Annotated in this window: 12 protein-coding genes and 1 pseudogene; 4 read left to right on the top strand and 9 right to left on the bottom strand. The window is 44.8% G+C overall.

The genetic code is table 11. From position 1 onward, the window contains the following. Positions 1–58: 58 nt before the first annotated feature. Positions 59–1,202, top strand: a pseudogene (cheB, locus tag B9T16_RS05485) (chemotaxis-specific protein-glutamate methyltransferase CheB). On the opposite strand, the gene B9T16_RS05480 reads toward cheB, so the two are convergent. From B9T16_RS05480 to B9T16_RS05460, 5 genes are all read right to left on the bottom strand, one after another. Then, positions 1,192–1,584 (bottom strand): response regulator, encoded by a 393-nt coding sequence (locus B9T16_RS05480; RefSeq protein WP_190593699.1) that lies wholly within the window; start codon positions 1,582–1,584, stop codon positions 1,192–1,194. The pseudogene cheB and the gene B9T16_RS05480 overlap by 11 nt on opposite strands. 315 nt (positions 1,585–1,899) lie before the next feature. Continuing rightward, the gene (locus B9T16_RS05475; RefSeq protein ID WP_006618184.1) at positions 1,900–2,550 is read right to left on the bottom strand and encodes an HAD family hydrolase; all 651 of its coding nucleotides are present in this window, start codon (positions 2,548–2,550) and stop codon (positions 1,900–1,902) included. Between the two features lie 24 nt (positions 2,551–2,574). Further along, a complete protein-coding gene (locus B9T16_RS05470; RefSeq protein ID WP_410244267.1) occupies positions 2,575–4,029 on the bottom strand; it encodes a dihydrolipoyl dehydrogenase family protein in 1,455 nt (484 codons plus the stop codon). 61 nt (positions 4,030–4,090) lie between these two features. Beyond that, positions 4,091–4,756 carry a Uma2 family endonuclease gene (locus B9T16_RS05465; protein WP_410244266.1) on the bottom strand — a complete coding sequence of 222 codons (666 nt, stop codon included), beginning with the start codon at positions 4,754–4,756 and terminating at the stop codon, positions 4,091–4,093. 124 nt (positions 4,757–4,880) lie between these two features. Further along, on the bottom strand, positions 4,881–6,437 hold the full coding sequence (locus B9T16_RS05460) for a ferredoxin--nitrite reductase (protein ID WP_410244265.1): 1,557 nt from the start codon (positions 6,435–6,437) through the stop codon (positions 4,881–4,883). A gap of 271 nt (positions 6,438–6,708) precedes the next feature. Between B9T16_RS05460 and cobA the strand changes: the two genes are divergently transcribed. Both cobA and B9T16_RS05450 read left to right on the top strand, forming a co-directional pair. Continuing rightward, the gene (cobA, locus tag B9T16_RS05455; protein WP_410244264.1) at positions 6,709–7,503 is read left to right on the top strand and encodes a uroporphyrinogen-III C-methyltransferase; all 795 of its coding nucleotides are present in this window, start codon (positions 6,709–6,711) and stop codon (positions 7,501–7,503) included. 15 nt (positions 7,504–7,518) lie between these two features. Then, positions 7,519–8,751, top strand: coding sequence for a HEAT repeat domain-containing protein (locus B9T16_RS05450; protein WP_410244263.1), 1,233 nt, complete (start codon positions 7,519–7,521; stop codon positions 8,749–8,751). On the opposite strand, the gene B9T16_RS05445 is transcribed toward B9T16_RS05450, so the two are convergent. The 4 genes from B9T16_RS05445 to B9T16_RS05430 all read right to left on the bottom strand — a co-directional run bounded on the left by B9T16_RS05445 (position 8,693) and on the right by B9T16_RS05430 (position 13,378). Next, a complete protein-coding gene (locus B9T16_RS05445) occupies positions 8,693–9,445 on the bottom strand; it encodes a DUF4079 domain-containing protein (RefSeq protein ID WP_315669963.1) in 753 nt (250 codons plus the stop codon). The genes B9T16_RS05450 and B9T16_RS05445 overlap by 59 nt on opposite strands. 37 nt (positions 9,446–9,482) lie before the next feature. Next, positions 9,483–10,286, bottom strand: a complete 804-nt coding sequence (locus B9T16_RS05440; protein WP_410222943.1) for a TIGR03943 family putative permease subunit — start codon at positions 10,284–10,286, stop codon at positions 9,483–9,485. Positions 10,287–10,297: 11 nt separating this feature from the next. Then, entirely contained in the window at positions 10,298–11,386 is a 1,089-nt protein-coding gene (locus B9T16_RS05435; protein ID WP_410244262.1) for a permease, read from the bottom strand. A 168-nt stretch (positions 11,387–11,554) separates the two neighbouring features. Next, positions 11,555–13,378 (bottom strand): aspartate kinase, encoded by a 1,824-nt coding sequence (locus B9T16_RS05430; RefSeq protein ID WP_410244261.1) that lies wholly within the window; start codon positions 13,376–13,378, stop codon positions 11,555–11,557. Between the two features lie 203 nt (positions 13,379–13,581). Here B9T16_RS05430 and B9T16_RS05425 point away from each other — a divergent pair. Next, positions 13,582–14,813 (top strand): fibronectin type III domain-containing protein (locus tag B9T16_RS05425; protein ID WP_410244260.1); only part of this gene is annotated, 1,232 nt, incomplete at its 3' end.

Below are 14,813 nucleotides of genomic sequence, written 5' to 3'. Positions count from 1 at the left end.
TTATACAATCCCCGTAACCGCTAGACCTACCTGGTATTTTAGCACACGCGAAATAAATATGGCGATTCGGGTTTTGCTGGTGGAAGATTCCCCAGTTGCTCTGATTATTCTCAAACGCATTTTGGCTCAATGCAACGATATTCTGGTTGTGGGTACTGCTCGCAGCGGTTTGGAGGCTTTGTCTTTGATTCCTCAATTGCAGCCGGATGTGATTTGCACGGATTTACATATGCCTCACATGGATGGCTTGGAATTTACTGGAGAGGTGATGGCTAATTTCCCTAAGCCAATTCTGGTAATTAGTGCATCTGTCCAAGCTGAGGATACTTACAATGTATTTCAACTTCTCAATGCGGGGGNCGGTTGATGTTTTTCCTAAGCCGAAAACTGGGCTGGCTTCTGACTATCAGCAAGCCGGTATGGAATTAATTCATAAAATTAGGGTTCTGGCTGGGGTCAAGGTATTTACTAAGCATCGACGGGGGGCTACTGTTAAGGCGGCTTCGCCGGCGGCGAGTCCATCATCACATCTGGGGAGCAGAGTTAATAGTCCTGTGGCGGTTCCTACTCCTCAGAAAACTTCTTTTTCCTCTCAGATAAAGACTCCACAACATCGCTCTCAATCTGTTACTAGGGTGGTAGTAATTGGTGCTTCTACGGGAGGACCCCAGGCTCTCCATACGGTTCTGACTCAGTTTTCCCCTAAGTTACCGGTTCCGATTATCTGTGTTCAACATATTAGTGAGGGGTTTTTAAGGGGATTGGTCAATTGGTTGGATTGTCAGTGTTCTATATCGGTTAAAATTGCTCAGGCAGGAGATTTACCTGAACGGGGAAATGTCTATTTTGCTCCGGAGGGAAAACATCTCGAAATCGATCGCAATGGTCGGTTTTTGTATTCTTCTAATCCGGCTTTGGGAGGACATCGGCCTTCAATTACTGTGACGATGAAATCTGTGGCTAATTTTTACGGTAGTCACACTCTGGGGGTATTATTAACGGGTATGGGTCGGGATGGGGCTGATGGAATGCTGGAAATTGCACAATGGGGCGGCATCACTATCGCTCAAAATGAGGAAAGCTGTGTGGTTTTTGGGATGCCCCGAGAAGCGATCGCTCTGGGGGCGGCGAGTCATATTCTCCCGGTGGAGGCGATCGCTCCCTTGATTTTAAATATGATTAATTCCACCATCAAGTCTTAACGTTCAATACTGAACCAATTACCTCGCACAATTTCTCGGCATCAAAAGGCTTGGTTAGGTATTCTGTCGCCCCGGCTAGTCGCCCCTGTACTTTGTCAAAGGCTCCATCTCGCGCTGTTAGCATAATAATTGGCAATGCCTGAAATTGCGGAATACTCCGAATTGTCCGACATAGTTCTAATCCATCTATTCCCGGCATCGATACATCTAGCAGTAGCACGGAAACTTTGTTATGATATATCACTGATAAGGCATCGACGGCATTATCAGCCAGCAAAACGTTATAAGTATTAGATAGGGCTTGTTTGACTAAGCCCTGCATAACTGTACTGTCATCTACTGCTAGGACGGTTGCTTGTTGACTACTTTGATTAACAGACATTGATTATCTTTCCCTCCGTGACGCGGCTGGCCCCGACTCACGATTGAGCTATACTATTAGTTTAGATCGTTGTGCTGTGTTTAAACTATCCCTGAAGCGATCGCTTACCTGGAAACTGCTAACTATATATTAAAAAAAAATTAAATCTGAAAAATTCCCCCACAAAAAAGGTTGACTATTGCTCCTGATTTTGGTATAACTGAACTACCATCTTTAACAATTGGCTTTCTTGCAAATTCTGACTGTCACAAAAATTCCATTATAATAAAAGCATAAGTCAAGTCAACCACAAAGTCAACCATTATTTACAACTATTTACAATTCCCCCAAATCATGCCATAACTGGGGATTATGAAAATCCTCAATGACATAAGTTGCGCCGACATTTTTTAAGATGTGGGGGTCATGGGTGGAAGCGACACCAATAGTAGTAATTCCAGCAGCGACGGCGGATCTAATTCCAGAGGTAGAATCCTCAAAAACGATCGCATCTTGAGGGGATATATGCAACTGTTGTAAACAGACCTGGTAGGGTTTCGGGTCAGGCTTACCCACCCCGACATCTTCAGCGACAATAAGGGTCTGGAAATAATCAACCAAGTTTAAAGCCTTCAACATAAACGCCGCATTTTCCCTAGGCGCATTGGTAACAATAGCAGTTTGCAGTCCCTGTTTTTCAATCCAAGCCAACAACTTGATTAAGCCGGGTAGAGGTTTTAAATTCCCGGCAATTTGACGAAATTCCGCTTCTTTTTGGTCAGCCAAAATCCGCCCTTCTTCGGGGGAAAGTTGCGGGAGAATATCCCGAACAATATCAGGGTTTAAACGTCCGCTAATTTTAGCCTTATAAAAATCCGGGTTAATTTCCAGATCATAATTTTTGAGGACATCAACCCAAGTCTGATAATGAATAGGGTCGGTATTAGCCAAAGTCCCATCTAAGTCAAAAATAATCGCTTTCAGCATCATGTAAATCCAATATCTGGGGAATTAATTATTAGACCTGCGCCAGTGAAAGATATTTTCTAGGATATTATACCAAAGTTTTTGGTGTCGATGTCGTTGATGAACCCAAGCGGCGGCGGTTGGGGAAATTATGCCGGTGAGAGTTGGCCAGGGGGGGGTAAAATTAGCGATCGCATTGATGGTAATACCTTTTTGAATAGCGATCGCCAAAAAATTAATCATCTCATCAGCGCCAACCCCGAAAATAGTAGCCCCCAAAAGCCGACCATCAGAATGTCCGACCAACTCACAAAAACCCATAATTTCCCCCAAAATTTGAGTTTTAGGAACCTGTTTAAACATCTGGCGGCTAACTTGTACCTGGTCTCTATAGCGCCGTCGCGCCTGAGTTTCAGTCAAGCCGACCCTAGCCAAAGGTGGGTCAGTAAAAATCACCCAAGGAACATGATTATAATTAACCCGAAATCCCGGAAAATATAGGGCATTTTTGATGGCGATTTGGGCTTCATATTCAGCCACATGAGGCAGAGGATAACCCCCCGCCAATTCTCCACAAGCATAAACTCGACGATTAGTGGTTTGTCTGCGAGAGTTTAGCTGCAAATAACCGCCAATAAATTTAACTCCGATATCATCCAAATTCAAGCCACACAAATTAGGCTGACGACCGATACCTAGGATAATTTCATCAACTTCGATCGCCTTATTTCCGGCCTGTATCCATTTGGTATCATCAATTTGTTTAGCCTGAATTACAGGGGTTTTAGTAAGTACCTGCACCCCTTCAGCTTCTAACAAAGATTGCAGCAAAAAAGCGGTGGGGGGTTCTTCTCTCGGTAGTATGTGGTTACTGCGAACTATGAGGGTAACATCACTTCCCAAACGCCTAAATATTTGGGCTAATTCCACAGCGCTAGGGTCGCCGCCAATGACGGCAACATGATTAGGAATTTTGGTGATTTTATGAAGAGTGTCGGCGGTGAAATATCCGGCAAGAGTCAATCCTTCGATGTCGGGAATTTGGGGTTGAGAACCCATAGCCAGTAAAAAAGTACGCGATCGCAAAATTCGATTATTGACCTTCAAAGCCAGCCGAGGTTCTGTAATAAATTCCCCCACCCCAAAAATCATATCTACCCCCAAAGAAGCGATCGCCGCCGGAGAATAAATACTTTCTAGGTTAGTGGTGATATATTCACTCCATTGACAACTAGAGTCCCACTGTATTAAAATATTTTCGGGCACAATGCGATCGGCAGTTTCCCAACCGATGCCGAATTGTGACACCTGGCGCATTTGTTTAGCTACCTTAGCTATCTGTAAAAGGGGGTGGTGTCTGTTAGCGCCAAGAATTTGACCAACAACAGGGGGTGGGTCAGGTTCCAATAGTGCCACCCGACCCTGCATTTTAGAGGCTTTTATAGCGGCTTTACGTCCGGCTAAAGTGCCACCAATGATAACTATATCATAATCGAGCATTTTGGATAAGACGGAATTTTGATCATATTTCCAGATTTTACCCAAATATAGATTAATTATGTTAATTATGGCGATCGCCTTCTAGTTGTCGCAAACGTTCTTCTAATTCCCGCACCCTGTCCTCGGCCGCTTCAGCCCTTTGGCGTTCAGTTTGCACCTGCGCCGCCAATTCTGTGGACGTGAGGAATTTTTCACCGTCTGGGCGATAAATCGTAAAGTTTCCGTCTTTCAATTCAAACCGGATACCTAAGCGGGGACTCATCCAATTTTCCGGTTCGTCGATCACTTCAAGAGTCCCATCACTACTACGCAGCCAACCGTTGAAATCTAGGCGATCGGGGTCAAAAATATAGTATTCTTCAACCCCATATTGTTCATAAAACTTAAATTTTCTCGCCATTTCTTTCAAGCGATTTCCCGGTGAAAGAATTTCAAAAACCACTTGTGGTGGTATGTTACCTTCTTCCCATTGTTGATAGGAACCGCGATCGCCTTTAGGTCGCCCAAATACTACCATCGTATCAGGGGCTTGACGTATTTTATTATCACCCTGCTGAGGATACCAGAGTAAGTCTCCAGCCACCAACACATTAGGGTCATCATTAAACAAGATTTCTAGGTTTTCTTTAATAACAACAATCCAGCGAAATTGTTTAGTATTATCTGACATAGGATTGCCATCAGATTCGGGATAAATGACCGTGATTTTGTCTTGAGTGCTTGTCATAGACTTGTCATCATGGCTATGATGATATTTCTTTGATTCATTATATCATAGCTGTGGCTGTAGGGTCAGTAGGGCGAAATAGGCAGCACCACGCCTAGCTATATTGTGCATGGTGCTGATATATTTAGTGATTTTGCTTAGGACGTGCGCCAAACTTTTGAATTAATAAATCCCGGATAATTGGCTTGAGGTCATCGCAAGCCACACCCTTTTCTATACGACTTCCTAACTCAGCTTCATGACCGACTTTTCCTCCGGTATAGATATCAACAGCTTCCACTGTTTTACCATCTTTACGGGCTTTAGTACCAATGAAACCGATATCAGCCACTTGGGGCTGTCCGCAAGAGTTAGGGCAGCCAGTCCAGTGAATACGAACGCGATCGCTTATTTCCAACTCCTCATCAAGTTCTCGGGCTAATTTTAAAGCCCTTTGTTTAGTTTCAATCAAAGCAAAATTGCAATAATTATTTCCCGTGCAAGACACAAGCGATCGAGTCAAAGGGGCTGGATTAATCGAGAAAACCTCTAACAAAGGTTCCGCCAAAAACGCCTCTAATTTATCCTCAGAAATATAAGGAATAATCAAATTTTGCTCAACCGTCAGGCGAATTTCTCCCTGGCCATAAACCTCTGCCAAACGGGCTACTTCAAACATTTGGTCTGCCGATAAACGCCCCACCGGAACGTGCAACCCAACAAACTTATATCCCTGTTGTTTCTGGGGGTGAACACCCAAATAATCTTTCTTATCCTGGGTTATTTCATCCTTTAAGGCAGCCGTTGCGAGAGTTTGACCAAATTCTTCCTGCACCTCAGCCCGGAAGCGTTCTACCCCCCATGTATCCACCAACCACATCAAACGTGCCCGTTGGCGATTTTCCCGCAATCCTTCAGTGAGACCATTTTGGGTGTAAACTGTTAAGATAGCGATCGAAAGTTTAATCACATCATCGTTAGCAGGAACCCAAACATTAATCGGCACAGCTTCCACCTGACGTTGTGCCGATAAATACCCACCTACTAGGACATTAAATCCTAAGACATCATCCCGATAAGCCGGCACAAAAGCCAAATCATTAATCTCAGCATGAATGGAATTATCTCGTCCCCCTTCAATAGCAATATTGAACTTACGGGGAAGGTTAGAAAAAGCATAATTACCCTCACCTTGATTGGTAATTACCCTCTCCAATTTTTGCAACAATTCTCGGGTATCGAACAATTCATCTGGGTCAATACCAGCAATGGGAGAACCTGTCAGGTTACGAACATTATCCATACCCGATTGAATGCTGGTCATTCCTACAGCTTTCAATTTACTAAAAATATCCGGGAGGTCTTCCAAACGAATACCGCGTAATTGGATATTTTGGCGGGTAGTAATATCGGCGCTCCCATCATCTCCATAGCGTTGGACAATTTCGGCTAATACCCGCATTTGTGCGCTGTTGAGAGTACCATTGGGAATGCGTAATCTCAACATAAATTTACCGGGAGTAACAGGTCGGAAAAACACGCCCAGCCATTTAAGACGCATTTCTAAATCGGTTTTATCCATGGCTTCCCAACCGATTTTGGCAAAATATTCTAACTCGTCTTTAACGGCTAATCCATCTTTATCAGCTTTAGCTTTTTCGATTTTATTGAGTTTGACTTTGGGTTCAGAGGCGACAACCATGATTTTATCTATAACTGAGGTTAACAATGATTTGTAGATTAAATTCAGAATCAGTGATAATTTGTAGTTGAAGATACATAAAACCTCTGATTTTGCAAGTATTGCATATATAATATGTAAAAAACGCATACTTGCCAGGTTTTAGTATTTTGGAATACCAAATTCCGGGGAAATTCACCATAATTTGGGTTCATCAACCTGATGATGATGGCAAGTTTAAACTTATCTAATGTCTGGGAATTATTTAGTAATTAATTAACGAGGTGCAATTATGGAAACAAAATCAGCTATTGGCAAGGTTTATTTAGTGGGTGCGGGGCCTGGCGATCCGGGTTTGCTGACATTAAAAGGTAAAGTTTTGATTGAGTCAGCGGATGTGGTTATTTATGATGCTTTGGTGAGTGAAGAAATTTTAGCAATGATTAACCCAAAGGCTGAAAAAATCCATGCCGGAAAGCGTCGCGGTCGCCATTCTTTACCCCAAGAGGAAACGACACAATTAATGATTGATCAAGCCCAAACTCATGGGGTAGTTGTGCGTTTAAAAGGTGGCGATCCGTTTGTTTTTGGTCGCGGTGGGGAGGAAATGGAGGCTTTAATTGCGGCGGGAGTTCCGGTAGAGGTGGTTCCGGGTGTGACTTCTGGTATTGCCGCGCCAGCTTATGCGGGGATTCCTTTAACTCACCGGAATTATAGTTCTTCTGTGACTTTTGTAACAGGTCATGAAGCGGCGGGAAAGTATCGCCCAGAGGTGAAGTGGGAGGCTATTGCTAAGGGTTCTGAAACTATTGTGATTTATATGGGGGTTCAAAATTTGGGTAATATTATTGAGGCTTTGGTGGCTGGTGGTTTAAGCATGGAAACTCCCATAGCTTTAATTCGTTGGGGAACTTGTCCGCACCAGGAGGAATTACGGGGCACTTTAAACACTATTATTGAACAGGTGGAAAATACGGGTTTTGAAGCGCCAGCTATTGCTGTTATTGGTGAGGTGGTGGGCTTAAATGATGTTCTGTCTGGATGTCGTCCTGTACCTGTGAAAATCATAACTAATAATGGGATTTGATAAGGATTTGATAATATGATGAATGAATTTATTAACCTAGCTAAGGTGGCTAGTGATAATCGGGATTGGCCCCAGGTTGTTTACGGTCTACAACAGTTTTGCGTGAGTGGGGAAAATGAGGGGTTGGAAGAGGCGATCGCTTTAGCTTTAACAGCTTTACAATATGGAGATTTTCACACCCGTTGGGATGTGGCTAAACTGTTGCCGAAATTGGGTAAATCAGCCTGTTTACCGTTGATAGACATTTTCGAGGATGAAACAGCAGATCCAGAATATAGATGGTTTGCGGGGCGAATTTTAGGGGATTTTAATACCCCAGAAGCGATCGCCTGTTTGGTGAATTTCCTCAGTAGCGATGCTGATGATGAATTAATAGCGATCGCCGCTAGTGCGTTAGCTAATTTAGGACCGGAGGCGGTGGCAAGTTTAACCACTCTTTTAGAAGACCCCGAAACCCGTCTGATGGGTGTGCGTGCTTTATCTCAAATTCGCATTTCGGGGGTAATTTCTCCCCTGTTAACTGTTGTTAAAGACCCCGACCCCCAGGTGAGGGCGATCGCCATTGAAACCTTGGGAAGTTTTCGGGATGATCGGGTAATTCCGGCTTTAATTAATGCCCTAGAAGACCATGCAGCCATAGTGCGATCGGAAGCGGTGATTAGTTTAGGATTTCGGTCAGATATAGCGACACAATGGCACTTGGTAGAGTCGATAGACCCATTACTTTATGATATTAATGTCACTGTTTGTCAGCAGGCAGCAATGGCTATGGGGCGCTTAAAAACGGATACAGCTATTGAAAGCCTATCGATACTTTTAAAATCTTCCCTGACCCCAATTCCTTTACAAATTGCCTGTATTAAAGCGTTAATTTGGATGGAAAGTTCAGCAGGTTTAGACTGCATCGCTAAATGTCTATCAGGTTTTAATGAAGCAGTTATCCTGGAAACTATCCAGTTATTAGGTCGCCTCAAAACTGCTAATCTCAAAAATCAGGCAAGCCAAATGTTGCTATACTTATTCAGGTCAGAACATCCTAGCCTCAGCCAAATAAGGATTAAACAAGGGTTAGCTTATGCTTTAGGTCAGTTAGGAGATGTGAAAACTATGGAGATTCTGCAAGTCCTCAAAACGGATGTTAATGATAGTGTAAAATTTCATGCGATCGCTGCTATCCGACAATTAGAGACTATTTCGACACAGCCTGAATTATCAACTCTTCCGGTGCGCGAGACTGGGAATTATTAGGGCAAGTTTGCGCGCCCCAATCGCACTTTCTCAGATGGTCTAGTTGCCAACTCAGGGGTATTTCCAACAAATCGCGAGACCCGGTAAATCCCTGTCCTATAAATAGCAATAAGGCTATACAATTAAGTATGGTATGAGCCATGCGCCATTTGTAGGATTTGTAAATATCGGGAACAATTGCCAAGGCAAAAATCATCAATAAAGCGGAAGTAATGCCATAATAGTAATGGGAGAAGTGCCACTCATAACCTCGGCGAAAAACGCCATCTTGTGCCCCCAAAATTACTAATCCTGCCCCGGTTAAGGTGGCAAAAACACCCCGCCACAGGGGTTGATTAGCATTAGCACGGTACAGAAAAACTAAGGAGGCGATGGTCCCGATAAAGATTAAAACTATAAAAATCGCCTCAAACATATTCTCATTAGAAAGTTCCTTAAATACTCCTTTAAATCCAATGGAATACGCTAAAGCAATCAGGGTCACTCCTACGACGGCACCAGTTAGTAAACGTCCCATTTTTAAGTGTTCCCGACCTACCATTGGGGGAATGCGACTTGTGCTGCCTTTTTCTAGTGTTTGTAGGCGACGCTGACGAGTTTGCCAAGCCATGTGGGTAGAAATTCCAATTATGGGAAATACGACAACTACGGCTAGAAACGGATGAATCAAACTCATGAAATCGATTAGCTGCATTTCCAAGTCTCCCAAAAAAATTTGCAATTATCAAGCATCAATATTCATAGGGATTTCGAGGTTCTGGAATTGGGGTTAATTTGTCAGCTTTGATAGTTAACCTCCGTTGATTATTGAGAACTTCGGTAGTCATTTCACCCTCAACCTGTAGCCAACTGTCTTGGGGATATGCCCCCCGGTTAGTATCAGGAAGCATGACAGGAAGCGCAATGGGGTAAGCATCAGCAGCACAGCAGGTGATTACAAACCGGGTAATAAAGATAAAATTTTGGGGAAGGTTAGGGGGATAAACGACAAACCCGGTGACATTGACTCTTTGACCTCTATATGTCTCCGGTTCGGGATTGACATTAAGTAGCCTAATCCATTCTATCAGCGATCGCTCTTCTGGTCGAGAAGCGGTACGAAATTGTTGGGGCTGAATTTGTGTAGCGGGTAAAGAGTCCATGATACCCCGTTGTAAGGCGACATAACTACCCAGATTTCGGGGGGTAATGAAAAGACCTAACAGGAGAGAAATTAATAGTAGGGCGGTACTCCAACCTTTGGGAAATAAACTAATATGTTGTAGGGATTGTTGGTCTATCTGCGCTTGAGGTTTTTGGTAATTCTGGGAGAGTTCCCAAATCCGAAATCCTCCAAAGACTAATAACAGAAAACCGCCACCGATAGCGAGGGGAAAATAGTTAGGATGAATGAGGACATAAAGTTGTCCATTCAGCCAATATCTGAGGAGAAGGAATCCCCAAGCTAATATAGCTATAGCGTCCACCCAAGGAGACTGCAACCACAGTTGTAAACGAGATGATAACCTATTTAAGGTCGGTCTAACACGGTTCATAGGCGCTGATATCAATAGTTCAGATTGAGATTGACAGCCAAGGTTAGCAAAAAGGTAAGCTGGGCGGCGAGAATCATCAGATAAATGATGGCGCGAGTTTGGAAAATCGACATCATCAAGCCGACGGTTTTAATATCAATCATGGGTCCGAATACTAAAAATGCTAGTAAGGAACCTGTGGTAAAAGTGGCGGCAAAAGAGAGGGCAAAAAATGCGTCAACAGTGGAACAAATAGAAACTACTCCAGCTAGTAATAACATCGCCATAATGGAGGAAATGGGACCGTAACCTAAGCTGAGGATAATTTCGCGGGGTATTACTGTTTGAATAATAGCAGCGATCGCACTTCCGACTACCAACATTCCCCCCAATTCTCGAAACTCCTGCACGCCACTTTCAATCATTAAACCAACCCGGTCGCGGGTGGGGCGGATAAAAATAGAGGAGAAACTGAAACTTGTTTGAGGCATAGTAGCGACGGCTTGAACACCTTGTCCCTCAGCTTTCCACATAGGCATAGACTGCAAGCGCACGGGAGTGGCTGACTGACCCATAATATAAGTTCCGGATCTTAGTAGGGAAGATTTGGGCATCTCATCGACGGCTTTTTCGGTGAAGTCAGGTTGAGGAATTAAACGGGCGAGGGCTTTTTGTAGAAAGGGCCGCAGGTCTTTTTGGGCGCTAAAAACTAAGCCTAATGTTATGGCAATTATCAGGGAAAATAAAATCCGTAAAACGACGATTTCTGGTTGTCCCCGGAAGGCTACCCAAGTTGACCAAATCACAATCGGATTAATGGTGGGGGCAGCAAATAAAAAGCCGATCGCTGCTGAGGCAGGTACTCCTTGACTCAGGAGGCGACGGGCAACGGGAACATTTCCACACTCACACACGGGAAACATAAACCCGAAAAGACTGCCAAAAATCGCCCCCAGGAAGGGGTTAGTTGGAACGTAGTATAGCAGTTTGCGTTCATCCACTAACCACAGCAGTACACTGGATAACATGACACCCAGTAACAGGAAGGGCATCGCCTCCACTAACAGGCTGAGAAACAGGGTGAAAACAGCGTTCAGTTTGCTAACTATTATTGATGGCATCCTGTCTCAATTTGAATGGTTGACACTAATTTAGCTAGGCACACTCTCCGGTTAACGGCTATATTGTACACCTTCCGATGGTAATTATTAAGAAGCAATTGTCTGGTGGGGGCGGGTTCCCCAATTAATCATAGCCTAGGTCAACCCGCCCTAGGGGGTTTATTGAGGCTACAAGGCGGCGGCGGGGGTGGGAATAGTCACCACCTCATCACCGGACAAACCAAAGGCATCATGAATGGTCTGGACGGCTTTGATGCCATCTTTTTCATCGACTACACAACTGATTTTAATTTCGGAAGTGGCAATCATGGAGATGTTGATATTTTCGGCGGCGAGGGCTTCAAACATACGGGCGGCGACTCCGGGGTTATCGACCATTCCGGCTCCTACGGCGCTAACTTTAGCGATCGCCGAATTGAGGGTAACTTCCCCATAACCCCAATTAGCGATCGCCTTTTTAATCACCAGTTTAGCCTCTTCTGCATCACCTTGAGCGACAGTAAAAGCAATATCGCGGGTGAGAATATCATTAACCTGGTGACAGCGCTGTGATTGGATAATCATATCAACGCTAATATTGTGATGTGCCAGCAGGGTAAACAACTCCGCCGCCATTCCGGGGCGATCGGGAACATGACGGATAGCCAAACGGGCTTGGTTACGGTCTATGGCGACTCCTCGCACTGGGGGAAGATCAGACCTGCCAACCAGTTGAGTCTTTTTGCTGCTGCGGGTTAGTACATCAAAGGTTTGACAGAGGGCAGTTACAGCCCGATCGCACTCAGTGGCATCAATCACACAACTGACTTTCACTTCGGAAGTAGAAATCATCTGAATATTAATTCCCGCCTCGGCTAAAGTGCGGAACATTTGGGAAGCGACTTTGGGGCGACCAATCATCCCCGCGCCGACAATGCTAACTTTAGCGATAGGGCTATCATAGCCGCGCACTTCGGGTTCTCCAATTTGGGGGTCGTTGTTGCGTCCCAAGGTTGGTAAAATTGCATCAGCTACAGCGATCGCTCGTTTATAGCAATTATGAGTCACCGTAAAGGTAATATCATTAATATTGGCTTCATGGATCGACTGAATAATCAAATCCACATTGAGCTTCTGGAGGGCAATTCCCCCAAATAAACGGGCTGCAATCCCAGGGCGATCGGGAATACGCAATAAGGAAACCGCCGCCTGATCTAGATCAAATTCTACCCCATCAACGGGTCGCACCAGTTCCAACCCTTCCATAGAAGGACGCGACGGTGATGAAGAAGTCACCCGTGTACCCGGAGCATCAGTCCAACTCGATCGCACGACTAAGGGAATGCCATAATTTCGGGCAATTTCCACGGCCCTGGGATGGAGAACTTTAGCCCCTAAACTAGCAAGTTCGAGCATTTCATCACAGGTTATTTCATCCATCAACTGTGCTTTAGGGACAAGGCGGGGGTCTGTAGTTAAAATTCCGGGTACATCGGTATAAATTTCGCATTTATCGGCTTGTAATGCTGCCGCCAAAGCGACTGCGGAAGTATCCGATCCTCCTCGTCCTAGGGTGGTAATTTCCAATTCTTGGCGATCGCTAACTCCCTGGAAACCGGCTACTACTACGACCTTACCCTCTTTTAGGTGACGAGTTAGGCGATCGGTTTGGATATTCAAAATCCGGGCGCGACTATGTTCAGCCTCTGTGACAATTCCCACCTGAGCCCCGGTCATGGAAATGGCTGGTTGTCCCATTTCCTGTAGTGCCATACTCATTAAAGCGATCGTCACCTGTTCGCCAGTAGATAACAACATATCCATTTCCCGGCGAGAGGGATGGGTAGAAATTTCTTGGGCTAGTTTCACCAAACCATCAGTAGTTTTTCCCATAGCCGAAACCACCACCACCACAGAATGATCTTCGGCGGTTTTCGCCACCCGACGGGCTACCGCTTGAATGCGATCTACTGACCCAACAGAAGTACCACCATATTTTTGAACAATCAGCATAGTAATTCCACCATAAGGAAACTCAACAATAGGTTACACCGACGACAGATTGCAGGCCGTTGCCCATGTCCACCAGACCGAGGGCGTGACATCCCCCATATTGTATCGGAAACATTCGGGAAAAATTCCCGGCTTTTCTGATACCGTTTAAGTTATAGGTTTCTGATAATCGGTTTGTAGTCCTGGCGATCGCCCCTCCACCCATGATTTCTGCTACCCGGTATTTCTGGATTTTTGGCCTGTTACTGTCTAGTGTGATCTCGATTTTGATTATGGTTTCTCAAGGCTTACAACCTCGTCTCCTCAGCGATCCTTTTTTACAACTACCCACGGAAAACTCAGTCCGGGTGGTGTGGTTTACCGAGTTTTCTGGTTCTCAGCATCAAGTCAATTATGGCAGTAACCTCCAACAAAATGCGATCGCCAGCACCTCCCAACTCACTCGCACTCGCGAAGACCAAAATTCCTGGGTAGGAGTCCAAACCCAAAACAACCGCATCTACACCCAACCCATTCCCAGAGCGATCTGGCGACACGAAGCCACCATCACAGACTTAACCCCAGGCCAACGGGTTCCCTACCAAGTTCACAGTACCACAGACAACGGCATCCCCATCAGTAGCCAAGTATTCAGCCTAGCTAGTTTACCCCAACCCGGAACAGCCTTAAAAATCCTCCTCACCTCCGACCACCAACTTAAACCCATGACCGCCGCCAATCTTCAAAAAGTAGCTGAAACTGTCGATATTGATGCTGTTTTTATGGCTGGTGATTTAGTCAATATTCCCGATCGCGCTTCCGAATGGTTCGACGATAATCGCGGCGGAGCCTTTTTTCCCTGTCTGCAAGGTCGCGCCCATTATCAACTCGAAAAAAATGGTGTCACCACTACTTATAAAGGCGGCGCTTTAATTCAAAATTTCCCCTTATTCCCCGCTATTGGTAATCATGAAATGATGGGGGCTTTTTCCGAAACCGACAGCTTAAACAACCAGTTTAATAATAGTTACCCTCAATTTGCCGCCCAACAGCTTTATCAACAAAATGCTGCCACCATTAACCCTAATAATGACCCCGAAATTCAGCAACAATGGCTCCGAGACCACAGCTTTAACTCAGATACCTATAACCAAATATTTACTCTCCCCAATCCCCACCACAATTATTATGCTATCACCTTTGGAGATATCCGCTTAGTAGTTTTATCCGCGACCAATGTTTGGCGGGTTTATCGGTTAGACTCCCACGCCAGAGGACGTTATCGAGAGAGAGACGCAGACTTTGAACGTCCCGAAAATTGGGGTTATGGCCAACATTTATTTGAGCCTATTTCCGCAGGAAGCCAACAATATATCTGGTTAAAACAGGAACTCAATAGCCCGGAATTTCAACAGGCTAAATATAAAATCGTTATGTTCCATCACCCTCCCCACAC

Origin of the sequence: Arthrospira sp. PCC 8006, assembly GCF_046480465.1 — a bacterium.
GTDB classification, from domain to species: Bacteria; Cyanobacteriota; Cyanobacteriia; order Cyanobacteriales; family Microcoleaceae; genus Limnospira; species Limnospira platensis.
Note: the sequence above shows the minus strand (reverse complement) of the source record. Positions and strands in the feature narration are given on the sequence as shown.